The organism is Mycobacterium sp. SMC-2 (assembly GCF_025263485.1).
Classification (GTDB): Bacteria; Actinomycetota; Actinomycetes; order Mycobacteriales; family Mycobacteriaceae; genus Mycobacterium.
In genome coordinates, this window is the sequence record NZ_CP079863.1 from 5,678,191 (window position 1) to 5,702,339 (window position 24,149).

Genomic DNA, 24,149 nt, shown 5'->3' on the forward strand with positions numbered 1-24,149 from the left:
ACGTTGGCGGTGCAGTCTTCAGCGCCAACACCGTCGACAACCCGCTTGCCACGACGTCATGTTGTGCGGCAAAGATGGCTACGGCATCGGAGGGCTCAGGGCGGCGGCGGAACGTAGTTCGCCGCCGAATTCCGCAGCTGCCAAATTAGGCTAGGGCACAGTTCCTGGGCGGCCTGGGCTATCAGGTATGTCGCCTGATACTCGTCAGACGTATTGAAATCCGCTTTGATGTCGCGCGCGATGCTGGGATAACCGTCGCCTCGGGCGATCTTGTCGCATATTCCGTGACCATAGGCGAGGGCTTGGTCGGCGTTCGCGAAGTTGTACCCGGGTCGAACCGTCACGTTGAGCAGATACGCCACAGCGTCGGCCCCCGCGCTCGGAGCGGTCGCAACAGCAGTGCCGCCCATCGCCAAGGCCGCCGCGACAACGACTTGAAACGACCGCATCTGCTGCTTCAGCAGGTTAATAGCAAAATATTTGCCTACGTTCGTCTCCGCGCAGCGGCGCCAGTGCCCTGGCTCCGCCGGGAACATAGTGTCGCGGGCAAACGGCGAAATCGGAGCGGCGACGATCATAGATTCTCCGCTTTGTCGTCGAGCGCTCCATGGCCCACTCTCGCGGCAGCGCCGGCGCCGGCGCGGGTTTCGTCCCCGACGAAAGATTTTAATCTGGCACGCGTTCGCCAACGACGGACCACTCCTGCTCTACTCGGGAGGATTGCCCGGCGGCGGGTACACGCCCCTCAGGATCCACGGCAGCCAGTTGATGCCGAACTCGAGTTCATCGCTAGCGTCATAGTCGGGACTGGGGTCGAGCGGAACGTTCTGCCCGTCGGTGTTTAGCGGCGTTGCTCCTCCGCCCCGCCCCGAGGCAGCGGCTTGTGGCTGTCCGTAGACCGCAACCACAACGGTACGATCCGGACTGTTTAACGACCAGACCCCCATTTGGCTGTTGGCGCAATTGGACATGATCTTGAAATAGTCGGGGTTGTAATACCACCGGTTGATCAAGTCATTGCCGCTGATTGCGATCGACTGATTGATCGCCACCGTTTCTGCCACCGGACCATGGAAACCGGCCGCATTGGCGCGGTCTTGTGGGTTAGACCCGTCCGAACCGACATCACCATCGAGGGCGCGGTTGTTCAGCACATCCTCAGTGTGCCGCTGCGCAGCAAGTTGCAGTTGCGGGTTGATCCTAACGTCGTTCGTGCAGCCTGCCTGATGCTGCACGGTGTAGACGTTGGCGACAACACCGTCGTTGAGTCGCTTATTGTTCGGTATGAGCGTGTTGTTGTCACCATCTGCATGCGCGGCGGGGATGCCCAGCAGGGCGCCGGCGGCGATCAAGGCAGGCAGGTGCAGCGGCCCACACCGCATGTGAATCCTCCTTGTTAGTCGCCAGGCGGTAGCGGATGGCGGAGTTATTGCAACCAAGTACTGCCTCATGCACCAAGGTGGTGCGGTGCGATCTGTCAGGCCACCGTGGCCGGGATCTAATTATTTGTTTATCTGATTACGGTAGGCGGCCGGCTCCACTCCGCGCAACCGTTTTGCGACGATCGGCCTTGCTTGTCGACTCAATACACCTGACCCAGATGCCGTCCACGTACTTGACCAATGTGACCAGTGAATCGTCGGGCCAGGACTTGTCTGCGTTGAGGGGCGGTGAGGCTGCGCCGAGGTTGGAACTGGCTGGATACGTTGCCTCGGATGTCGAGATATGTTGCGGCTGACGCCGTGCGGGTCCTCGCTGAGAGCCGTGTCGAGCCAGTCAACTACTGAACCGGCTGTTGTCCTCATGGCGCCGACAGTTGAGGCGGCCTCGCTGATGCTTACGACGCCAGCGTGCGCCATCAGGCGGTTGTTGTTTGGGTGGAGGTGCGAGTCCTACATCGCGGGTTGCCATCGCAGCAGGGGTTTGGAAGCTGCGGGCAGCTGGCCGGGGAGACGACCGGGCGGGTGTGAGCAGCCCCGGCAAAGCCGTGAAGGGGCAGTACTTGTCAGATGGCGTCCACGCGGCGGCGAGCATTGGGAAGCGGTATAGGTGTCACCGGTGAAGGTCTGGCGCCGCATCCTGACGGCCAGTCAGTCGACGAGCACGAAGGTTGATGAGAAGCGGGCTGTCGTTGATGTGACAGCGGATGCAACAGAAATCGGATTCCCGTATCGCGACGCGGAACCTCAGGACCCTCGGGACCGAGCCGCTGGCGGGAGACGCTCCGCGCTGCATCTCAACGCTTTGCTCGTCACGAGCGGGTCGCCACCGCCGGCTTACGGTGGGGCCCATTGAAGTAATGGATTGACATTAACTTCCGGCGCTGCCAAGCTGGCGTGGCATCGGTCACATCCGTGCGTCACACACCCGGCCGTCACAGAGGGAGCGATCATGGCGGCAGCCGAAGAGGAGTCCAGGAGCCCACTCACCGGTGTGGTCGTTGTCGACATCTCGACGACGCTTCCAGGTGCGCAGGCCACCCAGTTCCTGGCCGACTGCGGCGCGGACGTCATCATGGTTGAGCCGCCCGACGGCAGCCCCCTACGGCAGTTGCCCGGATGGCCGGGGTTCCTGCGCGGCAAGCGCAGCGTCACGCTGGATCTTCACGATGACGCCGACCTGAATCGGTTTCAGGAGCTGTTGAAACGCGCCGACGTGTTGGTGAGCACCCTGCGCCCAGCCGCCGCCGAGCGCCTCGGCGTGACCCCGGCCCTGCTGTCCGAGCGCTATCCGCGCCTGGTGGTCGCCACGATCACCGGGTGGGGTTCGACCGGCCCGCGGCGCGACTACAAAGGCTGGGAAGCCTTAGTTATGGCCAAGACCGGTGTCATGCACGAGAAACGGGACCTCACTCGCAGGCTGGGACCCGCCTACATTTCGTTCCCTTATGCAACGTGGGGAGCCGCGCAGGCCGCCGTCCAGGCGATCTTGGCCGCACTCATAGAGCGGGACTCCAGTGGTCGCGGTCAGGTGGTGGAATCCAATCTCGTCACCGGGATGGCGTCGATGGACCCGTACAACTGGTTCTACGAGATGGTGCTAGAGCGATACCCTGGCGCGTTCGAGCCGATGGACGCCGCCTACGACGATCAGGGACGCCCGCAGGCGTACCTGATCTACGCCCTGCTGGTGGCGCCCACCAAGGAAGGGCGCTGGCTACAGTTCGCCCAGGTATCACCGACGCTGATGGCGGCCTGGCTCACCGAGCTCGATCTGTTGTCCGAGCTAGCCAACCCGAAATGGCAGGGCTTTCCGATGCTGCCTACCGCCGAGCTGCGCACACAGTGGTGGGACCTGATGATCGAGCGGGTCAGGGCCCGGTCCCTTGCTGAGTGGGAAGCGGCCATGAGCGCCAACCACGACCTCAGCGGCGAACTGTTCCGGACGCCAGACGAGGCGTTGGATCACCCGCAGGTCGTCCACGAGGGCCGCAGCGTTACGGTGACCGATCCCGATCTGGGACCCGTGCGCCAGCCGTCCACGCTGATCCACTCCGCCGGCAAGCCGCTGACCACGCTGCGACCGGCGCCCCGCCTGGGCGAACACAACGATCTGTTGATATCCGGCCTCCCGGCGCCCACGTACGCGGCCAGTTCGGATGGGGACATGGACACCTTGCCGTTGGCGGGTGTGACGATCCTGGAGTTCGGCAGTATGTTCGCCGGCCCCTACGGCGCGACTTTGCTCACCGACCTGGGTGCGCGCGTGATCAAGGTTGAGCCGCTTGAGGGCGACAACATCCGCAACCTGGTGGCCTTCCCGGAAGCAGGTGGTGCGAAGGTGCTGCAGGGCAAGGAGAGCTTCGCCGTCGACTTCACCCAGCCCGAGGGCCTGCAACTGGTCTACGAGCTCGCCAAACGATCCGACATGGTGTTGCAGTGTTTCCGCGGCGAGGCCGCCAAGCGCGCCAAGGTGGACGAGGCGACGCTCAAAGCGATCAACCCGGACCTGGTATTTCTGAGCACTTCCGGATACGGGCTCGCTGGGCCTTACGCGCACCGGGCCGCCTATGCCCCGTCCATCGGAGCGGCATCGGGCCTGTCGTTGATCGACAGCCGCAATGCCGCCCAACGCCCTGGCGACCTCGACGACGTCCATCGCAAAGCGGTGACACTGCACGCCGGCAGCGCCACGCCGGCAGTGCAGGCCGATGGGATCGCGGCCCTCGGTGTGGCCTCGGCGCTGCTGGTTGGCCTTTATGCCAAACGTCGGGGAATCGAGCTGCCCAACATGGTGACCACCATGCTCGGCACCACGCTGCAGGCTCTGATCACCAACAACACCGAATACGCCGGCCGACCCGAACCAGAGGTGGCTGACGAGAACTTCTACGGGCTCAATGCGCTGTATCGGATGTACCACGCTGTCGACGGTTGGGTTTTCCTGGCGGCGCCGCTCGCCCACGAGTGGCCGGCGCTCGCCAAGGCGATGTCGCCCTACGTCGACCTGTACGCCGACCAGCGGTTCGCTACAGCGACGTCGCGGGCGGAGAACGACGAAGCGCTGGCCGATGCGCTGGCCTCGGTGTTCGCCACCAAGACCAAGCTGGAATGGGAACACGAGCTGTCTTCCCACGACGTCGGTTGTGTGGAAGTTGTGGAGCGTAATTCCGAGGCGGTGCTGCAGACGGACGCGTATTTCGAGGCCGGATATTCGGTGGTGGCCCACAGCCCGATCTTCGAAAAGCACCGCCGTCTGGCGCCGTTGTACCGATTCTCACGATCGCGCACCAAGGCCGACGCGGGCTGCACCATCGGACAACACACCGACGCGTTGCTGCGCGAAATCGGGCTGGATGAGGCGGAGATCGCCGATCTGCACGCTCGCAAGATCGTCGCCGGCGGCGCCTAGCGATCAGGGGACTCGGCGAACAGCCCGCGGGTTTCGTAGGACACCGGCGCGGTCAGCATGCCGACCCATCCGTCGACGTAGTTGTGCAGCTGAGCCTCATTGATCCCATGACCCGACCGCGCCGACTCGGCCAGTACGTTGAGCAGGCTGATGTAGAGCTGGAAGGTGCGGCCGCGCCGAACCCGTTCCGGCAGGTCCTGCAGTGCGGCTTCGACGAGCTCTTCGAGTCGCTCCTGAGTCCAGTCGTCATCGACGTGGTCGGGCCAGTAGTCGGTACGGGCCCGCGGATCCTCGCTGAGTCGCGCCAGGAACGGCACGAACATCTGGCCCGCCTCGATGCTGTTGGCCAACGGACGTACCAGCAGCCATACCACCGCGCGGGGGTCGGCTTCCTTGCCCTCGTCGCGCATCCGCGCCAGCATTTCCTGCCGCTCGGTGCCCAATGTGCTCAGCCGGAAACCGATCAAAGCCCGGATCAGGCCGTCTCGCGAACCGAAGTGGTAGCGGATCACCGAGGTATTCGACTGGCCGGCGGCCTCCTGGATCTCGCGCAAGGTGACCGCTTCGATGCCCCGCGTGGCGAACAGCCGCTCCGCGACCTCCATCAGCATTACGCGGGTCGATTCGCCCGAGGCGTTACGACGGCGCGCGGTTGCCGGCAGGTCGGTTCCCGGTTGTGCCATCAGACCCCCTTTGACGTGACGACAGTCTTATCGACCCTGACATGTGAGCCACTATAATAATGCTTCGTCATTAAAAACTCTGGACTTCGTGACCCGAAGCTGCCACCATCGAGGCAACAGCCCCCACAGCCCTGGAGGATTAAATGAGCTTTATCTGGACCAACTCCGGCGATTCCCACTTCATCGAACCCGATAACCTGTGGCAATCCCGACTGCCCAAGAAGCTCGCCGAACTGACACCACGCGCGGAGAAGGACGACGACGGAGAGTGGGAAACCGTCCACGTCGATGGTCAGATCTTCCGCCGCAAGCTGCCCTCGTCGGCCATGGTGAAGTTCGTCGAGGAAAGCATGAAACCGCAGGGCATCCGTGACGCCAAGGTGCGCCTCGCCGACCTGGACAAGGAGGGCGTCTGGGGAGAGGTGATCTTCCCCTCGCTGGGGATGTGGGCGTCGACTTTCCGCACCCCCGAGCTCCTCAAGGCCTGCATGCGCGCCAGCAACGAGTACGCACTGGAGGAAATCGCCGCGGTGTCGCCGCGCTACGTCGTGACCGCGCAGGTGTCCATCCTCGACGTCAATGACGCGGTCGAGGAGTTGCAGTGGGCCGCCGACAAGGGCTTCAAGGCCGTCTTCTTGCCGACCACCCCGCATCCAAGCGCCCCGGACTGGCACCGCAACGACTGGGAACCGCTGTGGGCGGCGGCCGAGGAGGCCGGGATGGTGCTGGCCTTCCACATCGGCACAGATCCGGTGGACATGACGGTCGGCGGTGCGACCGGCGGCGCCGGCCTGGTCTACCGCGGTCCGGGTGGCGCGGTGATGAACTACACCGAAACCACGTTCTCCGGCCAGCGCGCGGCGATGAAAATGGTGGCCTCCGGCGCGCTGGATCGGCACCCGAATCTGAGGATGCTGATTTCCGAGGGCGGCGCTACCTGGGTTCCATTCCTGGGCGACCGGATGATCGAGGGGTATCGCCAGCACCACATGGCCGTGCGCCCAAAGCTGGATCGATCACCCAAGGAAATCCTGTACAGCCAGGTCTATGCCTCCTTCCAGCATGATGAAACCGCGGTCGCGGCCTACGAACACATGGGCTACAAGAACGTGATGTTCGGCAGCGACTACCCGCACATGGAAGGCACTTTCGGGCATACCCAGGACACCCTGAAACAGCTTTTCGACGGGGTCAACGACGAGACCCGGCTGCGAATCACCCAGGGCACGTTCTACGAACTGTTCCCGGATGTCCCTCCGGTCCCAAGCGACGAAACCGTCTGAGCCCGTGCCGAACTTCTCCGGTTTGCGCGACGTCGCGATCGTCGGAATCGGCGCGACGCCCTATTACAAGCGCGGTCAGTCCCTACCGAAAACGACGACCGAGCTTGCCTGTGAGGCCATCCTGGCCGCCTGCGAGGACGCCGGTCTGACCGTCACGGATATCGATGGCTTCGCCTACTACTCGGGCGCAAGCGCCGGCTACACCGAGAAGATGGACACCGCCGACTTCATGGAGACCCTCGGGATTCCGGAAGTCCGGTTCACCGCGGCGCTGACGTCGGGCGGCGGCGGCTCGGCCGGCGCGATTGGTCTGGCGAGAGCGGCGATCGTTTCCGGCGACGCCTCCGTCGTGGTGACCTTGATGGCCCTGCAGCAGTCCAAGCAGCGCCTGGGATCGGTGTTTTCGGCGATGGAGCCCGACCCGATCAACTCGTTCCTGCAGCCGTCGGGGCTGTTCGGTCCCGGGCAGCTGATGTCGGTGCTGGCCCGTCGGCACATGTATCTGTACGGCACCCGTCGGGAGGCGTTCGCCGAAATCGCCATCTCGACACGGGCCAACGCGGCCAACCGGCCCAAGGCGATACACCGGGCGCCGCTGACGGTGGAGGACTACTTCAACGCGCGCATGATTGCAGAACCTTTGTGCCTGTACGACTTTTGTCAGGAGACCGACGGCGCGGTAGCGGTGATCACCACGCGCATGGACCGGGCGCGTGACCTACGGCAGCCTCCGGTACCGGTGGTCGCCGCCGCGCACGGTGGTGTGCGAGAGTGGGGCCGAGCATTCGCGTGGATGGGAATGCCGGACGAGTACTTCGCCTCGTCGGGCAACAAGCCGATCGCTGAGCGGCTATATCAGCAGGCCGGCATCACCGCCGCCGACATCGATGTGGCACTGCTCTACGACCACTTCACTCCGATGGTCCTGATGCAGCTCGAGGATTACGGCTTCTGCGAGAAGGGTGAAGGCGGACCATTCGTCGAAAGCGGTGCGATCCGCTATCACGGCGGCTCCATACCGGTGAACACCCACGGCGGCCAGCTGTCCGAGGCCTACATCATCGGGATGACCCACATCATGGAAGGAGTCGAGCAGATGCGCGGCACCGCGATCAACCAGGTCGCCGACGCCAACCTGGCTTTAGTAACAGGCGGGCCGGCCAGTCTGCCGGTCAGCGGGCTGATCCTGGGACGTGCGGCATGAATGCGCCAACGACGACCCTGGCAACGACAATCCCCGGCGAACACATCCGCATCGCGGTCAACAAGACGACCGAACCCTTCTGGGAGACCGCCAAACAGCGCCGCCTCGTGGTACCGCAGTGTGCCGATTGCGGCACGTTCCGGTTGCCGCCAACCCCGTTCTGCCCCAAATGCCAGTCCCGCGACATCAACTGGCCCGAATTAAGCGGGGATGCAACGGTTTACAGCTTCGCGGTGGTCCACGGCTTCCCGGGAATGCCTGATCTGTTGTTGGTGCCCGCCGTGCTCGACCTGCCCGACGCGCCGGGCGCGCGGCTGATATCCAATATTGTTGACGTCGCTCCCGCCGATGTGACCATCGGGATGCGAGTGCATGTGGACTTCACACCGATCGCCGACGGGTGGATGCTGCCGGTATTCCGCACCATTTCTGCCAATCGGGACGGGGGGTAACGACCATGTCCGACGACAGTGCCCTGCACGAAAAACCCCTGGAGTTCCTCAGCAGCGTCGCCAACACCGGGGGCTCCTGCGATGGGCAGGCCATCGTGCCTAACAACGGGAGTTATCGGGCCTCCTGCTCCTGCGGCACATGGGCCATTGAGGTCGACGATCCGCAGGAAGGATTGCGCCAGGCCCGCATCCACACCGGCAGCATCAGCACGTAGACCACCGCGACGCGACACGTGCCGCCGGTCCGGGTCCTGCGGGGTATCGCCGGCGCGGCTTTGGGGTCTACAGGCAGACGGGAGTCTCAATGACCGACTCGACACTTGACGTCGAACGGCACGTCAATCCCTCGGTGCACATCGCCCACGCGGCATACCCAAAGTGGCGGTTCGCCAAGGGACCTCGTCACCAACGGGGCAAATCTCACTCTGACGCGGCCATTCGAAGGGATCGGGATGAGCGGATTGGGCGACGAGGGCGGCCGGCACCGCCTCGACGAATTATTGAGGATCAAGGGCGTCAGCATGGCGTGATGGCGCGTGAGGCGATGAACGCGTTCAGGCGGGATCTGGCATGGCACTGACCGATCTGGGGTCGCCGGGCTTCCCGATGCATCCACTGCACGGTCCCCACCAGCCCACCACCGGCACGCCACCACGGCGGCCGCATTCGGTCCGGCGTACGACGTCGATAGACATGACGCGGGAGGACAATTCGCTGGATCCGGTGTATTTGCTGGGCAACGGCCGAGATCTGTTCACGGCTCGCGATGGGTCGGTGCATGAACTCGGGCGGGCCGGACTGACTGCGACGATCGACATGGTGCCCCGCGTTGTTCAGCGCATCGACACCCGGCCAGCGATCGACGGCATGTCACGGTTGGCGGGAGCGCCGGCGATGAGCGGTTTCCGCGCCGCTGTCGACAAGGTCGCACCGCAATTGCGCCAGCGCCGTGAGCTGCTCTACACCCTGCTCGACGACATTCCGGTGGCCACCTTGATCTCTGGTCATGCGTTATCGGCATCCGGAGTATTGGGTGACATGGTCAAGTCCGGCTATCTGCCGGTGGCCGATCAGTGCGCAGGTTTCGTCACCGGCGGACTGCTGATGTCGTCGTTTGAAGCCGGAGACCCCGCGATCGTCACCGGTCCCGTCGCCCCCGATCTCGATGATCCCACCGACCCAGGGGGCTGGCACGACATGGCGCCGTTGCCGATTCATGGTATGCGCCGACGCCGGCGCCTCGACGTCGCAGAGAATGACACTGCCCCCACGGTCAGCATCGACGCCATGTTCCGTGATACCTACGTGCGCGGCGACGGCCAGGAAACGATCATCCACGAATACAGCCTCACCGCGGTCGTCGATCCGGGCAGCGGGCTGATCCTGCAATCCGACGCGGTTCCGCGCGTTCTGCCTTGGCAGGAATGTCCCGGCGCCGTCGCCAGCGCGCGCCGGATTACCGGGATGACGTTGAGCGACCTGCATTTCCGGGTACGCCAGGAACTCACGGGCACGAGCACCTGCACACACCTCAACGACCTGTTGCGCTTCGTGGCCGACGCCCGGGCCCTGATCGAGCACCTGTAGGCCGTCAGTACCGCCCGATAGATGATCAGTCTCGTCTGAGCAGCGAGGAGCAGACTATGCCGATAACACTCAGCCTCGATGTGACTGGGGCGATCGACTCGGGCGAGCAACTGACCCAGGTCGTGTGGGTATTCCTGCCCGATGAACCTGCCGAGTCCCTCGCCGCGCTGGTGTGCCTGCCCGGCGGCACCTACGACAAGCGCTACTGGCACCTCGAGATCGACGGGCATCCCGGCTACAGCTTCGGCGAACACCTGGCCAGAGCCGTGCGCCAGCCGCCGAGCACACACCACTGCTGATCAGCAAGACCTGCGTGCGCGGTAAGAAACATCTCCCCCCAAAGCTCGGCGCAGCCATCGTAATTCGTGATTGTGTATCAGTGTCAGCGAAGCGCTACTGATTAACGCCTGCGGGCGGACGGAGGACGCGGGTGCGCATCATCATCACCGGCGGAAACAGCGGTGTGGGCCGGGCGGCGGCGACCGCGTTGGCGGCCGAGGGTCATGAGGTGCTCATCGCGTGCCGCACCGTGAGCAAGGGCGAGGAGGCCGCCGCCACGATGAGCGGCCGCGTCGAGGTCCACCAGCTCGATCTCGCTGATCTCGCCAGCGTGCGACGATTCGCCGAATCCATCAACGTCGCTGACGTTTTGATCAACAACGCCGGCGTCCTCGGCCTGCCGCTCACGCGGACCGTTGACGGGTTCGAGGCGCACATGGGCACTAACCACCTCGGCCACTTCGCCCTGACGTGTCTGCTCGGTGAGCGCATCCGTGACCGCGTCGTCGTGGTGGCCAGTAGCAACTATGCGATGGCGACGCTGCACCTCGACGACCTGAATTGGCACCGCCGGCGATACAACACGTGGGCGGCCTACGGCGAATCGAAACTGGCCAACCTGCTGTTCGTCTGCGAATTGGTTCGACGGGGCCGCACCGCTTATGCGGCCGATCCAGGCATGGTTGACTCCGGTATCACCAGGAACGGCTCGGGCCTGCTGCAGTGGGCAGGCAGAGTACTGTCGCCGCACATCGCTCAACGCCCCAGCAACGGAGCGCGGTCGACCATCCAGGCCGTCCACACCAATCTGCCCAACGGGACCTACATTGCACCTCGCGGGCTCGCCCACCAGTGGGGCAAGCCCAAGCCGACCAAGCTGCTCGCCAAGGCTCGCGATCCAGAAAGCGCTCGACGGCTGTGGGAGCTCTCCGCCGAGCTGACCGGTTGTGACTGGCCCACCGGCTGACTGGGCAACTGCTCGATGCCGGCGTCGTCGGTCGCGTTTCGGATCCGGGCGCGCCTTCCCAGATAGTGTCCGAGGTTCTCGACGCGCCCGGCGGGCCTTCAAGCTGTAACGCACCTGGCGTCACCCGCTTTTCGCGCAATCGGACACCACGAGCCGTTCCTGCTTACGTTGGTTAGTGTCCACGGCCGACCGGGATCGCTGCCGCCCAGCGGGGGATCGGTCAACGGACGGTGGTGTCGGTGATGAGCCTCCTGAGACCGTTATTGACAGCGAACTGTCACTCGCTAGCAACGACCACGGTACAACTCTGCGATACCGAAAATCCCGAACTTGGCGGATCGGATGACTCGTTGACCGTTGGCAGTCAACTGCCATAGTGTTGCGATCATAGCCCCGGGGTGCGGAGGGCCCGAACTCACCATGCGGACCCGGGGCCACAAAACGAGGAAGGCGCGTCATGAGATTCGCTGTCTATCTCCCAAACTGCATGAATGTCGCAGCGATCACGCAGCCATGGGAGCAGCACCTCACGGGGCAGGACATCGCCCGGGTTGCGCAGACGGCCGAGCGCTTGGGCTATTCGATGGTGTTCCTGCCCGAGCATTACCTGACGCCCACCGGGCACGTCGAGCTGTCCGGCAACCATTACTTCGATGCCACAACCGCCCAGGCGTTCATCGCCGGCGCCACATCGACGATCACCATCGGTTCGATGGTGACCATCCTTCCCCTGCACAATCCCGTCATCGCGGCCAAGTCCATCGCGACGCTGGACTGGTTCAGCGGCGGCCGGTCCCAGGTCACCGTGGGCGTGGGGTGGCTCAAGGAGGAATACGACGCGGTCGGCGTCCCGTTCGCCAAGCGAGGCCGCATCGCCGATGAGACCCTGGCCGCGATGTTTGAGCTCTGGCACAGCGACAGCCCTAGCTTCGAGGGCGAATTCGTCAGCTTCGACGAAGTGGCCTTCGGACCCAAGCCGGTCAGCCGACCCCACCCCGTCGTGTGGATGGGCGGCGACGCCGACGCGGTGCTGCGACGCGCCGCACGGTACGGGGACGGCTGGGCGCCCTGGCTGACCAAGCCCGAGGAACTGCCCGCCAAGATGGACTACCTGCGCACTCAGCCCGGCTTCGACGGCCGGCCATTCTCGCTGTTCTACAGTCTCGCGGTGCTGTCCATCGGCCAGGAGCACGCCGTCATCGACGATCCGAACGCGCAGTTCGGCCAGAGCGCGCAGCAGGTGATCGACAACTGCTGCAAGCTCGCCGAATTCGGCGTCACCGACACCTGGGTCAATCCGCCTGCACTCGACGACTTCAACGCGTACCTCGACCACATGCAGTGGGTCGCCGAAGAAGTGATCCCCAAAGTGGATTGAACTCCCCACGCCGGGGCGGCCGCTCGGCCGTCGAGGGTGCCCGTGAGCGGCCATAACGTCTCGACCGCGCGGTCCGTGCATCACCGACCGCGCCGATTTCAGCAGTCATTCAGAGCCGACATCGCTGCGGCGCCATGGGAACAGGTGACCGCAGTGACAGACCATCAACAACCCGCCGTTAGCTCGCGCAGTTCCCACTGAAGATCACGCGTGACGCTGGTCAGACCACAACGTTCGACGTCGAGATCATCCATACCCTGCCTGTGACGCTGACCGACAACAATGGAAAACCTCAACGGAATCGACTGGGACCTCCCCGACGATCCTCTCGTCCTCACCGAATGTGCAGCCCGCATCATTGCCCCGGACGAAACCATCGGCCACGGACACGTCGAGCGCAGCATCCGACGAAACCGCCTAACCAAACCAGCGGCCCGCCAATAAAACCGCTGCCCCAATTCCCTTGATTCAGCTGATGACCAGCGGGACCGCGTCGAGGCTGAGCGTGCCGTTGGGCCACGGCACCTTTGGTTCGGCACCGTCGGCGAGCCGGTAGTCGGGGATCCGATTGTGCCATTCCTCGAGGATTAGCCGCAGCTCCAGCCGCGCCAAGTGGGAGCCGAGGCACCGGTGCGGACCGCGGCCGAACGCGAAGTGCGGTGGACACTTTTCGAGATGGACCTGGTCAACTTCGCCGTACTGCTGCGGATCATGGTTGGCGCAACCGTAACTGATCAGCACATCGGTGTCCTTGGCCACGAAGCTGCCGGCGACCTCGACGTCTTGGGTAGCAACGCGGGGGGCGAACGGCACCGGCGGATCGACGCGCAACTGCTCCTCGATGAAGTACGGGATCAGCGAGTAATCGCCCGCGATCTTGGCCCGCATCTCGGCATCGACCCCGAGGCGGGCAAACGAGAAGCCGAGTGCGGCGGTGACGGTGTCCAACCCCGCCAGCACGAAAAGAAAACACAGACCGAGTATTTCGGCGTCGGTCATACCGCCTTCGTCGTGCAGGTGGATCAACTCGGACAGCAGATCGTCGCCGTCGGTGTTGGAACGTCGCTCGGCGATGTGCTCGCTGAGGTAGGTGTAGAGCTCCAGGGCATGCTGAAGCACCTCCGGCGTCGGCTCGGCGCTGCCCGGATCGGTGAATTGCAGGATGGAATCCTTCCACCGCACCAGCCTGTCGCGATCCTCCAGCGGCAGCCCGAACAAGGTCAGGAAGACCTGGGAGGGGAAGGGAACAGCCAGATCCGCGACGAATTCGCACTCCCCCTTGATCTTGATCGCATCGATCAGCTCGCCGGCCTGTTTACGCAACTCGGACTCGCGCTCGGCCATCTTGCGCGGACTGAAGAACGGATCCAGCAGGCGCCGGAACCGGGTGTGGTCGGGTGGGTCGATCGCGATCGGAACCATCGGCACCGGACTGCCAATGCGGTCGAAAGCCCTTGCTGACGAGAAGATCTCGGGATGCTTGGCCGCGAAATCGGCGGCCGCTGCACTGGCCATGACGGCCTGTTCCCCGCTTCGAACCACCTCGCCGCGTTCGTGCAGCTCTCGCCAGGCGCGGGCGCGATCCTCGCTGAAGGGAAGGGCATCGACGCTGAACTCCGCTTCCCTGGTGACGTCGACCATGGACGTTACTTCCTCTCGTTAACCGGCGGCCCCGACCTGCCGAAAAGACGAACGTGACAGTAGACTGTCAGTCTTGGCAAGTATCGTTGGAGCACCGAACGCTGTCAACGACCCTCGATAGACCTGCCGCCGCGGTACTGTCTTGAGTAACCGATCACGCGGGAGGAATGACCGATGGCGCGGGGCGATCGTTCGCCGCGAAACGAACATGCGGACCGGACCAGGTCGGCGCTGCTCGATGCCGCCCTGGACCTCTTCAGCGCACATGGCTACGACGAGATCACCACCGAGGAAATCGCCGAGGCCGCGGGAGTGTCGCCGCGGACGTTCTTTCGCTACTTCCCCACGAAGGAGTCGGTGCTGTTCTCCGGGGAATACGATTTCATCCACGCCTTCAGCGCGGTCTATCTCGGCCGGGACGAGTCCTTGTCGGACTACGAGGCGATGGCGGAGTCGTTCGCCCTACTGGCACCGGGGCTCAAGCGCATCCGAAAGCGGATCGGTCAGTATCATGAGGCGGTCGCGTCATCGCTGGTGCTACTCGGGCGCGAGCACAGGAACCACGACGCCAATGCCCACACCGTGGCGAGGGTGATCGCCGAGCGGCGCGGGCTGCCGTCCCCCGACGGCGAGTGCCGACTGCTCGCAGCGATCGGCATGATGCTCGTAGACCGCGCCATCAAGCAATGGTTGTCGGCCCCTAATACCGGGCTCGACGATCTCATCCGGCAAGAGTTCGCCGCGCTGCCCGCGCTGGTGAAGTGAGACCGGGAACCGGGATCAACCGGCCTCGAGCTGCCCGACACACTCCACGTGAGCCCCAAGTTCCGTTCCCGGGACGCCTCGCAGGCGTGAAAATGGGCTAGGGTTGCCCGTCGACGCCGACGTTTCCTTGGGACCAGTGAGCCCGCACGTGAGCCTGGGCGCCGGGGCCCGACCTGGAAGGGTCACGCACTGTTGCTTCGAGCACGCCGGTCAGAATTTCGGTTCCCTTTGACCGAGGCCCCCGGGCAGCCCGCTGCCAGAGTGCGTCAACTCGATTGGAGGGCAAGCGAATTGAAACGGAAACAGGCGCCGGTGCCGGAGGAGATTCCCGACGCCGAGCACGAGTTGGTCATCGAGCGGGTGTGCGCCGTCGACGTGGCCAAGGCGTTCGGCAAGGTGTGCGTGCGCACTCCGCGGGAGCGTCGGCGGGTCAGCAAGGTCTGGGACGTGGAGGCCACCACGGGTGCAGTCAGCGAGCTGGCCGCCCAGCTCACCGAGCTGGGTATCGAGAAGGTCACGATCGAGTCGACGTCGGACTATTGGCGGATCTGGTATTACCTGCTGGAGGCGGCCGGGCTCGACGTGCAGCTGGTTAACGCCCGTGATGTGAAGAACGTGCCGGGACGGCCCAAAACGGACAAGCTCGATGCAGTTTGGCTGGCCAAGCTGACCGAGAAAGGGCTGCTGCGACCGTCGTTCGTGCCGCCGGCCCCGATCCGGCAGCTACGTGACTACACCCGGCTGCGGGTGGATCTGACCCGGGAACGGTCCCGATACTGGCAGCGGCTGGAGAAACTGCTCGAAGACGCCCTAATCAAGCTGTCGTCGGTGGCCTCCACGCTCAACACGCTCTCGGCGCGAGACATCATCGAAGCATTGATCGCCGGCGAACGTGACCCCCGCCGGCTCGCCGACTTGGCCCGGGCTCGGATGAAGACCAAACGCCCAGCGCTGATCAAGGCACTCGACGGGCGCTTTGATGACCACCACGGCGAACTGGCGCGGATGCTGCTCGACCAGATCGACACCCTCACCGCGCAGATCGACACGCTGACCACCCGCATCGACGACCTGTTGGTGGCCGCCCAACCCAGTGAGAACGACAGCGGCGGGAACCCGACCGGCCACACCACGGCTGGTAGCGGGCTGTCCACCGTCGAACGCCTCGAGGAAATCCCCGGCATCGGCTCGACCGGAGCGCAGATCATCCTGGCTGAAATCGGCCTGGATATGACCCAATTCCCCACTGCCGCACACTTGGTGTCGTGGGCGAAACTGTGCCCGCGCACCATCCAGTCCGGACCTGTGACACGCGGCGGCAAAACCGGCAAGGGCAACCCCTACCTCAAGGGTGCACTCGGTGAGGCCGCCGCAGCGGCGGCCAAGACCGATACCTTCCTGGGCGAACGCTACCGGCGCATCGTCAAACGCCGCGGCAAGCTCAAAGCACTGGTCGCGGTCGCCCGCTCCATCCTCGTCATCGTCTGGCAGTTGCTCTCCGACCCATCGGCCCGATTCCGCGACCTCGGATCCGACTACCACACCAGCCGGATCAACGTCGAACGCCGGATGCGTAATCACATCGCCCAACTCACCGCACTGGGCTACCGCGTCACCGTCGAACCCGCCGCCTGAGCCGCCTCACACCGCCACAACGTAACCGCGCTCCGCACGCTCTGCGCGGGGCTGGCTGACGCCCGTCACTCACCCCCGGTATTTTCCGGTCAGGTAGACGTAGCCGGCGAACAGCACACCTATCGCCCCGAGGAACGACGAGAAGCGCACCGGCCGAAGGGTTTGATTGGCACCTATCGCGGCGGCCCCGACGTGTCGCGGCCCTTCGCTGTGTCGCTGCATCGACCTCTCTACCCCGCGGTTGGACCGGCGGCAGACGCCGTTCTAACATGTGTGTCACTTATGCGATGAGGTGGCGTCTGTGATTTCTGATCGGCGGCTGGTGGTCTGCGCAAGCCATAGTCCGGGCAAGGAGCGCGACGTCGAGCAGGCGTTCGGGCAGAAGTTCCGAGCGGCGCTGGCGTCGGCCGCCGACGACGTCCGCCAGTTCGATCCCGACTTGGTGATCGTGTTCGGCGGTGATCACCGCCGAGCGTTCCGGCAGGTAGTGCCAACATTCGGCGTGGCGCTGTCCGCGTCGATCATCGCCGAAGGGCGTCATCCCGCCGGCGATCTGCAGGTTGCATCCGGACTGGCCCGCGAACTCTGCGAACACCTGCTTACTATGGGCTTCGACATCGCGGTGTGCCGTGGCATCGGACTGGATCATGCATTCGCCCAACCGATTCGAGACCTGGTTGGTGCACTGGATGCCAAGCCGGTCATCCCGGTGCCGGTGAATTGCGCAACCGCCCCACTGCCGACGGGGTGTCGGGTGGCTGAGTTTGGGGCGGCGGTCGGGCGATTCCTCGACGGTGTCGACCAGCGAGTGCTTGTGATCGGGACGGGCGGGCTATCACATTCACCGCCGAGCCTGGAGGTCGACACCTATGACCTCAGCGACGAGGAACGGGCACGGTTGATCGCCGACGGAATGGCGGAAGCGCGCACGAAAATCCGCCCGGACTGGGATGCCGAAGTGCTGCACGCGATGTCGACGTGGGACGTCTCGGCGCTGGCGCGGCTGGTGGACACCGCCCACGCGCGGGCCGGCGCCGGTGCCAACGAGGTCCGGACGTGGGTTGCCGCCGGCGCGGCCGGCGGGGGGCGGCCAGTTCGACCACTGGTCTACGAGCCGGTTCCGGAGTGGATCACCGGCATGGCCGTCGCCACCTCTCGGAGTTGAGGCACCCCGACGGGCGGGTCACCAAGCCGCACCGCCCAGAAGCAAATCTGACAGTATGTACACATGTCGCGACACGCTGACGATCCGACCGGGGCGCCGTTGGCGGGCATCACGGTGGTGAGTCTGGAACAAGCCGTGGCGGCTCCGTATGCCACGCGCCAACTCGCCGACCTCGGCGCTCGGGTGATCAAGGTCGAGCGCCCCGATGGTGGTGATTTCGCCCGCGGCTACGACCGCACCGTGCATGGCCAGTCGAGCTACTTCGTGTGGCTCAACCGCGGCAAGCAGTCGCTGACGCTGGACCTCAAACAACCCGCGGGCAGGCAGGTCGTGCATCGCCTCCTGGACAGCGCGGACATCCTCGTGCAAAATCTGGCGCCGGGCGCCTCGGCTCGGCTGGGCCTGGACGCCACCTCTGTCGGGAAGCGCCATCCGGACGTGATCGCCTGCACGATAACCGGTTACGGCGAGAGCGGCCCATGGCGCGACCGCAAAGCCTACGACCTGCTGGTACAGGCCGAGGCCGGCCTGTTGTCGATCACCGGCTCCCCGGCGGAGGCGGCTCGGACCGGTGTCTCAATCGCCGACATCGCCGCCGGAATGTTTGCGTTTTCCGGGCTTCTCAGCGCGCTGTACGTGCGTGCCACCACCGGTGAGGTGCGACCGGTATCGGTGTCGTTGCTCGACGCGCTGGCCGAATGGATGGGACAACCGCTGTACTACGGTCACTACGGCACTCAACAATCCCCGCGCACGGGTGCCCGCCACGCAACCATCGCCCCGTACGGTCCCTTCATCGCCGGCGACGGCGGCACGGTGCTGCTGGCGGTTCAGAATCAGCCGGAGTGGCAGCGGCTGTGTGAGTTCGTGTTGGGCAGACCTGAACTGGTGCATGATGCCCGCTTTGCGGCCAACCCCGACCGGGTGGCGCACCGCGAGGAGCTGGAGTCGATCATCACCGCTGCGATCGCTTCGCTGACCGCTGACGAATTTCAGCGTCGGCTCGACGAGGCCGGTGTGGCCACGGCACGGATCAACGACGTCGAACAGGTGTGGAACCATCCGGTGCTGGCCGGGCGGGACCGCTGGCGGCGGTTCAACACACCCGGCGGCCCGGCGGAGGCGCTTATCCCGCCGGCCACATTGGCCGGCGTGCAGGCACGAATCGGCGACGTGCCCGCGCTCGGTGCACACAGCCGAATGATCTTGGAGGGGTTGGGTTTCTCTTGTGAGGAAATCGCTGAGCTGGCCCGAACGCGCGTCACCACGTTCTCCTGATCGGGGAATGGCTAATCTAGGCGGCCGCCCCGAAGAATCCCCGCCGCAGACAACTCAGCAGCAGGTCGACGACCTTGTCGCCGCTGATCGGCGCGGGCAGATCCAGCGCGGCCTGCGGGACCCTGGTCACCAGGGCGCGAACGATGACCGCCGAGATGATCGGATCGAACGGGTAGGGGCCTGGGTGCTGTATCAGCATCGTCGCCACGCCGATATCCATCAGCACCTGGCCGTTGTCGCCGAGGGCGATCACCGTCGGGTCATCGGTGGTGTTCTCCACCCACACGTCGATGCAGCCCGAGTAGCGATCGTAGAAATCGATGTAGGCGCTCAGCCAGTGCCGCAACGTCGGCACATCCGCCAGCGGGTCGATGCTGGCGATCTGGTCGGCGAACGCCTTAGCGGCGTCATAGATTTCGGCGGCTGTGGCCACCAGCAGATCCTGCTTGTCTCGGAAGTACTTGTAAAAGGTGCCCCGCGCGACCGCCGCCGCATCGACGATGTCGTCCACGCTGGTGCGCCGGTAGCCCCGTTCGCGGAACTGCGCCGCGCCCGCGTCGGCCAGCGCGACAATGGTAGCGACGGCGCGCTGGCTCAGCGCGGCGCTGCGCTCGGTGATCGACAAGCCGGTGATGTCCGGCGCCGGCGGCACCACGACGGAAGCCACCCCGCGAGCCGGGTCTGTGACTGTGTGCAACCGCAGGCTCGACAGGACCGCGGTTGGCGTTTCGGGGAACAGCACCAGTTGTAGGAACACCGACAAGGTGTCCATCACTTGCTTGGCGCTGTATCCGTAAGCGCGCCCGGTGTGGACGTAGAGGTTGACCCGGTGCACCAGCGCGGTCATCGTCATCGCCGCAACTTCCGGATCGATGCCGCGCACACCGGAGGCGGCCAGCCGCTCGGCGATGCGGTGGTTGTAGCTGCGCACGAAGCCCGCGATCGTCGGGCCCACCTTGGTGTCCGACGATGCGATCGCGGTCCATTGGATGAACATCGTGGAGTACTTCTCGAACACCCAGCTCCACTCGCCCAACCACCAATTCAGGTTGTCGAAGCCCACCTCATCGGGTCCTAGTGGGCCGATTCGGCGGGCGACCCGGAACAGCGCACTGCCGCACTCGTCGAGCAGTTCCAGGAATATTTCGTCTTTGCCCTGAAAGTACTGATAGAGCGTGGCGCGGGAGACGCCCGCGGCCTTGGCGATCGCATCGACGGAGGTGTCGAAGAATCCGAGGCGGCCGAACAGCTCGAGTGACACCTCGGCGATCCGGTTGCGCGTGGTGGCGCCCCGGATGCCGACCGCCGGGCTGGACGGTCCGTAGCTGGCTCGGCGGACGATCGACGCATCGGACATGGCCTGACCAGCTTATGGCCGATTCGTGTCGCCGGCGCCACCCGCCGAAGCGTTTCGCGCGATGAAGAAGTCGGCGGTCCCGGTGACGGCGATCCCGCCGCCCTGCCGGGTCCCCGTCAGCTCCACCGTTACCCTGTCGCCGCTGTCCTCTGTCACGATGTCAGCGACCCGTCCCGCACACCGCAGCACGTCGGCGGGCCAAACCTGCTCACGGAAGCGGACGCTGAAGCGGCGCACGTTGGCGACGCCCAGCCAATCAGTGGCGAAGGTCGCCAGCAGGCCGGCGATCAGCATGCCCTGGGCAAAGACCGACGGGTAGCCGGCCGAGCGGGCCATCTCGTCGTCGTAGTGGATGGGATTGAAGTCGCCGGACGCGCCGGCGTAGCGCACGAACATCTGGCGGGTCAAGGGTCCGAACTCCCGTGGCGGCGCCTCGGCACCGACGGTGAGTGCAATGTCGGCGGCGGTCATCGTCCTGCCGTCTCGATGAACGTGGCCTTGGCCTGGGCGATCAGGGTGCCATCGGGTGCACGGAAATCGGTGACAACGGTGGCGAATCGCATCGTCCCGCCGCGCTTACCGGGTTTCTCGTACCGATCGACGATCCGCTCCTGAGCGCTCAGGATGTCGCCGGTGCGCGGCGGCGTGGCGTAGAACGTGTACTCCTGCTCGCCGTGCAACAGCCGCTTGCGATCGAAGCCAACGCTTACCCGCGCACCGGCGGGCGCCCAGCGGCCGGCGGTGGTCAGAAAGGTCGGCGGAATGAGGGCATCGGGGCCGCGGTGGGCGGGATTCCCGGACGCCGTGGCTTCGGCGAACTCGGCGATCTTGCCCCGTTCGACCATGACTTCCCAGGGCTGTCCGGAAGTCGGGTCGGCGGGCGACCCGGGCGATGAGCTCATCTGACCAATACTGTCAGAAAATGTGACGGCGGGGAAGTTGTGATTCGACGCTTATCCAGCTATAGGGAGCTTGTACAAAGATGACATTACTGCCAGAATCGGCGGATATGGCGATGTTGGCGGCAACGTATGCCGCGGGTAAGTGGGGTGGCGGCACCGGAGAGCGGTTCGCGGTGAGCTCGCCGTCGACGGCGCACCAACTGGCGACGGTGGGCATCGCCGGGGCCGCCGACCTCGATGCCGCGGTCGCAGCGGCCGGCACCGCCCTGGTGTCCTCGCCTTGGCGCGACTTCTCCCCCGCCGATCGGGCCGAGGCCCTGAACCGGCTGGCCGATGCGCTCACCGCCCGCAAGGGCGAGCTGGCCGATCTCACCACCGCCGAAATCGGCTCGCCGCGCAAATGGAGCACCTTCGGTCAGGTGCTCACCGCGGTGGGGGTGCTTCGCGCCTACGCTGCGATCACCCGCGATTACCCTTTCGTTTCCACCCGACCGTCGGCCGCCGGTGGCAGCGTCACCGTCAACCAGCTGCCGGTGGGCGTGGTCGGGGCGATCATCCCCTGGAACACGCCGCTGTTCATCGCCGCACTCAAACTCGGCCCGGCGCTGGCGGCGGGCTGCACGATGGTGCTCAAGCCGGCGCCGGAGGCGCCGCTTTGCATCGGCGTTCTCACCGAGGCCCTCGAGGCGGCCGGCCTGCCTGACGGCGTCGTCAACGTCGTCAACGGCGGCTCCGCCACCGGTCGGGCGCTGACCACCCATCCCGGGGTGGACAAGATCAGCTTCACCGGGTCCACCGCGGTGGGGGCCCAGATCGCAGCGTCGTGCGGGTCGCAGATCCGCCGCTGTAGCACCGAATTGGGTGGCAAGTCCGCGGCCGTCGTTCTGCCCGACGCGCCGCTGGAGTCGACGGTGTCCGGGCTCGTTGGTGGGGTGATGGGCAACAACGGCCAGCTGTGCGCCGCGTTGAGTCGAATCATCCTGCCGCGCAGCCGCTATGACGAGTTCCTGACGGCGTTGACCACCGCGGTGGCCGGGCTGAGGGTCGGTGACCCGGCCGATCGATCCACGGATATCGGTCCGCTGATCAGTGAGGCCGCGCGCGACCGGGTGGAGGGCTTCCTGTCGCGGGCGACGGCCGAGGGCGCCACCGTCCTCACCGGCGGTGAACGACCGCCGGGGCCGGGGTGGTTCGTCAGCCCCGCGGTGGTGGCGGCCACCAATGACATGGAGATCGCCCGCGAGGAGGTGTTCGGCCCGGTGGCCGTTGTGATCGCCTATGACGACGACGAGGGTGACGGTGCCGCGGTGAGCATCGCCAACGACTCGAAGTACGGCTTGGTGGGTGCGGTCTGGTCGGCCGACGGCGACCGGGCGGCGGCGGTGGCGTCGCAGTTGCGGGCGGGGTCGGTGGCGGTCAACTCGACCGCGGTCCTGGATTTCGGCAGCCCGTTCGGCGGCTTCAAACAGTCCGGCATCGGCCGGGAAGGAGGCCCGGAGGGCATCGCGGGTTTCATCGAGTATCAAGCCGTCATTCGCTAGGCCGGAAGGGGCACATCGATGCAGACGCAGGCGGCGGTGCTGTGGGAACGAAACAGCCCGTGGTCGATCGAGACGATCGAACTGGACCCGCCCAAGGCACCCGAGGTACTTGTCGAACTGCACGCATCGGGGATGTGTCACTCCGACGATCACCTGGTGACCGGCGACATGCCAATCCGACTGCCGTGCATCGGCGGCCATGAAGGCGCGGGTGTGGTGAAAGCCGTCGGCGACCATGTGTCGTGGCTACAGCCCGGTGATCACGTGGTGTTCAGTTTCATCCCGTCGTGTGGGCGGTGCCCGTCGTGTTCGACCGGCCATCAGAGCCTGTGCGACTTGGGCGCAAAGATCTACTCCGGCATGCAGATTCACGACGGGACCGCTCGTCACCACGCCCACGGCCAGGATTTGGCGGTGGCGTGCGGGGTCGGCTCGTTTGCCTACCACACCGTCGTGCACGAGGCCAGTTGCGTGAAGATCCCGCAGCACTATCGGCTGGATCGGGCATGCTTGCTGGGCTGCGGCTTCGTTACCGGCTGGGGATCAGCGGTGTACGCCGCGCGGGTGCGTCCCGGTGACACGGTGGTCATCGCCGGGGTCGGCGGAATCGGCGCGGCAGCGGTGCAGGGTGCGCGACTGGCCGGAGCGCGCACCATCACGGTGATCGACCCGTCGGAGTACAAGCGGGCCGAAGCCGTCAAGATGGGCGCCACCCACACCGCCGCGAACTGGGATGAAGCCAAAAGCGTTGTCGCCGAGGCGACCTGGGATCGGGGAGCCGACCGGTTCATTTGTGCGATGGGCGTGGGCCAGGGCAAGCTGGTCGGCCGGGCGCTGGCCATGACGGCCAAGCGCGGCCGGCTGGTGATCACCAACATCCACCCCATGCTGGAGCGGGAGATCCACGCCAACCTGATGGACCTCACCCTGACCGAGAAGCAGATCATCGGCACGCTGTACGGCTCGGGAAATCCGCGCGCCGATATCCCCAAGATCCTCGAACTGGTCAGCGCCGGTCAGGTGGATCTGGACTCGATGGTCACCAGGACCTATCCGCTGGAGAAGGTCAACGACGGCTACGCTGACATGCACGCTGGCGCCAACATCCGCGGCGTGCTGATCTACCCGGCGGGTGAGGGGTCCAAGACGTAGGAGCCCGGCGTGGCATGAACACCACTGGC

23 protein-coding genes are annotated in these 24,149 nt (G+C 65.2%); 15 read left to right on the forward strand and 8 right to left on the reverse strand.

Annotation, left to right across the window (positions count from 1 at the left end):
* Positions 1 to 95: 95 nt before the first annotated feature.
* Together KXD96_RS26655 and KXD96_RS26660 are read right to left on the reverse strand one after the other, a co-directional pair.
* On the reverse strand, positions 96 to 449 hold the full coding sequence (locus tag KXD96_RS26655) for a DUF732 domain-containing protein (RefSeq protein ID WP_372459463.1): 354 nt from the start codon (positions 447 to 449) through the stop codon (positions 96 to 98).
* A 258-nt stretch (positions 450 to 707) separates the two neighbouring features.
* On the reverse strand, positions 708 to 1,382 hold the full coding sequence (locus tag KXD96_RS26660) for a CAP domain-containing protein (RefSeq protein WP_225601366.1): 675 nt from the start codon (positions 1,380 to 1,382) through the stop codon (positions 708 to 710).
* A 1,009-nt stretch (positions 1,383 to 2,391) separates the two neighbouring features.
* Here KXD96_RS26660 and KXD96_RS26665 point away from each other — a divergent pair.
* A complete protein-coding gene (locus KXD96_RS26665) occupies positions 2,392 to 4,851 on the forward strand; it encodes a CaiB/BaiF CoA-transferase family protein (RefSeq protein ID WP_225601367.1) in 2,460 nt (819 codons plus the stop codon).
* On the opposite strand, the gene KXD96_RS26670 is transcribed toward KXD96_RS26665, so the two are convergent.
* A complete protein-coding gene (locus KXD96_RS26670; protein WP_225601368.1) occupies positions 4,848 to 5,534 on the reverse strand; it encodes a TetR/AcrR family transcriptional regulator in 687 nt (228 codons plus the stop codon). The two genes, KXD96_RS26665 and KXD96_RS26670, sit on opposite strands and share 4 nt — an antisense overlap.
* Before the next feature lie 143 nt (positions 5,535 to 5,677).
* On the opposite strand from KXD96_RS26670, the gene KXD96_RS26675 reads away from it, so the two are divergent.
* From KXD96_RS26675 to KXD96_RS26710, 8 genes are all read left to right on the forward strand, one after another.
* On the forward strand, positions 5,678 to 6,817 hold the full coding sequence (locus KXD96_RS26675) for an amidohydrolase family protein (RefSeq protein ID WP_225601369.1): 1,140 nt from the start codon (positions 5,678 to 5,680) through the stop codon (positions 6,815 to 6,817).
* A 4-nt stretch (positions 6,818 to 6,821) separates the two neighbouring features.
* Positions 6,822 to 8,021: a thiolase C-terminal domain-containing protein gene (locus tag KXD96_RS26680; protein ID WP_260741905.1), complete on the forward strand. Its 1,200-nt coding sequence runs from the start codon at positions 6,822 to 6,824 to the stop codon at positions 8,019 to 8,021.
* Positions 8,018 to 8,473: a Zn-ribbon domain-containing OB-fold protein gene (locus tag KXD96_RS26685; protein WP_225601371.1), complete on the forward strand. Its 456-nt coding sequence runs from the start codon at positions 8,018 to 8,020 to the stop codon at positions 8,471 to 8,473. Before KXD96_RS26680 ends, KXD96_RS26685 begins: the two co-directional genes overlap by 4 nt.
* Positions 8,474 to 8,478: 5 nt before the next feature.
* The gene (locus KXD96_RS26690) at positions 8,479 to 8,688 is read left to right on the forward strand and encodes a hypothetical protein (RefSeq protein ID WP_225601372.1); all 210 of its coding nucleotides are present in this window, start codon (positions 8,479 to 8,481) and stop codon (positions 8,686 to 8,688) included.
* Positions 8,689 to 9,049: 361 nt separating this feature from the next.
* Complete coding sequence (locus KXD96_RS26695; RefSeq protein ID WP_225601378.1) at positions 9,050 to 10,060, forward strand: DUF2889 domain-containing protein; 1,011 nt, start codon at positions 9,050 to 9,052, stop codon at positions 10,058 to 10,060.
* Positions 10,061 to 10,116: 56 nt separating this feature from the next.
* Complete coding sequence (locus KXD96_RS26700) at positions 10,117 to 10,359, forward strand: hypothetical protein (RefSeq protein WP_372459462.1); 243 nt, start codon at positions 10,117 to 10,119, stop codon at positions 10,357 to 10,359.
* A gap of 131 nt (positions 10,360 to 10,490) precedes the next feature.
* Complete coding sequence (locus KXD96_RS26705) at positions 10,491 to 11,306, forward strand: SDR family NAD(P)-dependent oxidoreductase (RefSeq protein WP_225601373.1); 816 nt, start codon at positions 10,491 to 10,493, stop codon at positions 11,304 to 11,306.
* Between the two features lie 457 nt (positions 11,307 to 11,763).
* On the forward strand, positions 11,764 to 12,684 hold the full coding sequence (locus KXD96_RS26710; protein ID WP_225601374.1) for a TIGR03619 family F420-dependent LLM class oxidoreductase: 921 nt from the start codon (positions 11,764 to 11,766) through the stop codon (positions 12,682 to 12,684).
* Positions 12,685 to 13,152: 468 nt separating this feature from the next.
* Here the strand turns inward: KXD96_RS26710 and KXD96_RS26715 are convergent, their stop codons facing one another.
* Entirely contained in the window at positions 13,153 to 14,325 is a 1,173-nt protein-coding gene (locus KXD96_RS26715) for a cytochrome P450 (protein WP_225601375.1), read from the reverse strand.
* Between the two features lie 174 nt (positions 14,326 to 14,499).
* Here KXD96_RS26715 and KXD96_RS26720 point away from each other — a divergent pair, with 174 nt between their 5' ends.
* Together KXD96_RS26720 and KXD96_RS26725 are read left to right on the forward strand one after the other, a co-directional pair.
* On the forward strand, positions 14,500 to 15,090 hold the full coding sequence (locus KXD96_RS26720) for a TetR family transcriptional regulator (protein WP_225601376.1): 591 nt from the start codon (positions 14,500 to 14,502) through the stop codon (positions 15,088 to 15,090).
* Between the two features lie 291 nt (positions 15,091 to 15,381).
* Positions 15,382 to 16,725 carry an IS110 family transposase gene (locus tag KXD96_RS26725; protein ID WP_225601042.1) on the forward strand — a complete coding sequence of 448 codons (1,344 nt, stop codon included), beginning with the start codon at positions 15,382 to 15,384 and terminating at the stop codon, positions 16,723 to 16,725.
* Between the two features lie 69 nt (positions 16,726 to 16,794).
* Here the strand turns inward: KXD96_RS26725 and KXD96_RS26730 are convergent, their stop codons facing one another.
* On the reverse strand, positions 16,795 to 16,947 hold the full coding sequence (locus KXD96_RS26730) for a hypothetical protein (protein WP_260741917.1): 153 nt from the start codon (positions 16,945 to 16,947) through the stop codon (positions 16,795 to 16,797).
* Positions 16,948 to 17,029: 82 nt separating this feature from the next.
* Here KXD96_RS26730 and KXD96_RS26735 point away from each other — a divergent pair, with 82 nt between their 5' ends.
* Together KXD96_RS26735 and KXD96_RS26740 are read left to right on the forward strand one after the other, a co-directional pair.
* Complete coding sequence (locus KXD96_RS26735; RefSeq protein ID WP_225601164.1) at positions 17,030 to 17,890, forward strand: 3-carboxyethylcatechol 2,3-dioxygenase; 861 nt, start codon at positions 17,030 to 17,032, stop codon at positions 17,888 to 17,890.
* Positions 17,891 to 17,953: 63 nt separating this feature from the next.
* Entirely contained in the window at positions 17,954 to 19,168 is a 1,215-nt protein-coding gene (locus KXD96_RS26740) for a CaiB/BaiF CoA-transferase family protein (RefSeq protein WP_225601043.1), read from the forward strand.
* Between the two features lie 16 nt (positions 19,169 to 19,184).
* Here KXD96_RS26740 and KXD96_RS26745 read toward each other — a convergent pair whose 3' ends face one another.
* From KXD96_RS26745 to KXD96_RS26755, 3 genes are read right to left on the reverse strand one after another with little or no spacing between them, the layout of a single operon-like run.
* Positions 19,185 to 20,525, reverse strand: coding sequence for a TetR/AcrR family transcriptional regulator (locus KXD96_RS26745; protein WP_225601044.1), 1,341 nt, complete (start codon positions 20,523 to 20,525; stop codon positions 19,185 to 19,187).
* A gap of 12 nt (positions 20,526 to 20,537) precedes the next feature.
* Positions 20,538 to 20,996 (reverse strand): MaoC/PaaZ C-terminal domain-containing protein, encoded by a 459-nt coding sequence (locus KXD96_RS26750; protein ID WP_225601045.1) that lies wholly within the window; start codon positions 20,994 to 20,996, stop codon positions 20,538 to 20,540.
* Positions 20,993 to 21,427 carry a MaoC family dehydratase N-terminal domain-containing protein gene (locus KXD96_RS26755; protein ID WP_225601046.1) on the reverse strand — a complete coding sequence of 145 codons (435 nt, stop codon included), beginning with the start codon at positions 21,425 to 21,427 and terminating at the stop codon, positions 20,993 to 20,995. The genes KXD96_RS26750 and KXD96_RS26755 overlap by 4 nt, the downstream gene beginning before the upstream one ends.
* An 80-nt stretch (positions 21,428 to 21,507) precedes the next feature.
* On the opposite strand from KXD96_RS26755, the gene KXD96_RS26760 reads away from it, so the two are divergent.
* Complete coding sequence (locus KXD96_RS26760; protein WP_225601047.1) at positions 21,508 to 22,968, forward strand: aldehyde dehydrogenase; 1,461 nt, start codon at positions 21,508 to 21,510, stop codon at positions 22,966 to 22,968.
* Between the two features lie 18 nt (positions 22,969 to 22,986).
* Positions 22,987 to 24,120 (forward strand): NDMA-dependent alcohol dehydrogenase, encoded by a 1,134-nt coding sequence (locus KXD96_RS26765; protein WP_225601048.1) that lies wholly within the window; start codon positions 22,987 to 22,989, stop codon positions 24,118 to 24,120.
* The last annotated feature ends 29 nt before the right edge of the window (positions 24,121 to 24,149 follow it).

Bases quoted from the DNA above. Each gene is read 5' to 3' on its own strand.
- KXD96_RS26655 (WP_372459463.1), bottom strand. From the start codon at position 449: ATGCGGTCGTTTCAAGTCGTTGTCGCGGCGGCCTTGGCGATGGGCGGC.
- KXD96_RS26660 (WP_225601366.1), bottom strand. From the start codon at position 1,382: ATGCGGTGTGGGCCGCTGCACCTGCCTGCCTTGATCGCCGCCGGCGCC.
- KXD96_RS26665 (WP_225601367.1), top strand. From the start codon at position 2,392: ATGGCGGCAGCCGAAGAGGAGTCCAGGAGCCCACTCACCGGTGTGGTC.
- KXD96_RS26670 (WP_225601368.1), bottom strand. From the start codon at position 5,534: ATGGCACAACCGGGAACCGACCTGCCGGCAACCGCGCGCCGTCGTAAC.
- KXD96_RS26675 (WP_225601369.1), top strand. From the start codon at position 5,678: ATGAGCTTTATCTGGACCAACTCCGGCGATTCCCACTTCATCGAACCC.
- KXD96_RS26685 (WP_225601371.1), top strand. From the start codon at position 8,018: ATGAATGCGCCAACGACGACCCTGGCAACGACAATCCCCGGCGAACAC.
- KXD96_RS26690 (WP_225601372.1), top strand. From the start codon at position 8,479: ATGTCCGACGACAGTGCCCTGCACGAAAAACCCCTGGAGTTCCTCAGC.
- KXD96_RS26700 (WP_372459462.1), top strand. From the start codon at position 10,117: ATGCCGATAACACTCAGCCTCGATGTGACTGGGGCGATCGACTCGGGC.
- KXD96_RS26710 (WP_225601374.1), top strand. From the start codon at position 11,764: ATGAGATTCGCTGTCTATCTCCCAAACTGCATGAATGTCGCAGCGATC.
- KXD96_RS26715 (WP_225601375.1), bottom strand. From the start codon at position 14,325: ATGGTCGACGTCACCAGGGAAGCGGAGTTCAGCGTCGATGCCCTTCCC.
- KXD96_RS26720 (WP_225601376.1), top strand. From the start codon at position 14,500: ATGGCGCGGGGCGATCGTTCGCCGCGAAACGAACATGCGGACCGGACC.
- KXD96_RS26730 (WP_260741917.1), bottom strand. From the start codon at position 16,947: ATGCAGCGACACAGCGAAGGGCCGCGACACGTCGGGGCCGCCGCGATA.
- KXD96_RS26740 (WP_225601043.1), top strand. From the start codon at position 17,954: ATGTCGCGACACGCTGACGATCCGACCGGGGCGCCGTTGGCGGGCATC.
- KXD96_RS26745 (WP_225601044.1), bottom strand. From the start codon at position 20,525: ATGTCCGATGCGTCGATCGTCCGCCGAGCCAGCTACGGACCGTCCAGC.
- KXD96_RS26750 (WP_225601045.1), bottom strand. From the start codon at position 20,996: ATGACCGCCGCCGACATTGCACTCACCGTCGGTGCCGAGGCGCCGCCA.
- KXD96_RS26755 (WP_225601046.1), bottom strand. From the start codon at position 21,427: ATGAGCTCATCGCCCGGGTCGCCCGCCGACCCGACTTCCGGACAGCCC.
- KXD96_RS26760 (WP_225601047.1), top strand. From the start codon at position 21,508: ATGACATTACTGCCAGAATCGGCGGATATGGCGATGTTGGCGGCAACG.
- KXD96_RS26765 (WP_225601048.1), top strand. From the start codon at position 22,987: ATGCAGACGCAGGCGGCGGTGCTGTGGGAACGAAACAGCCCGTGGTCG.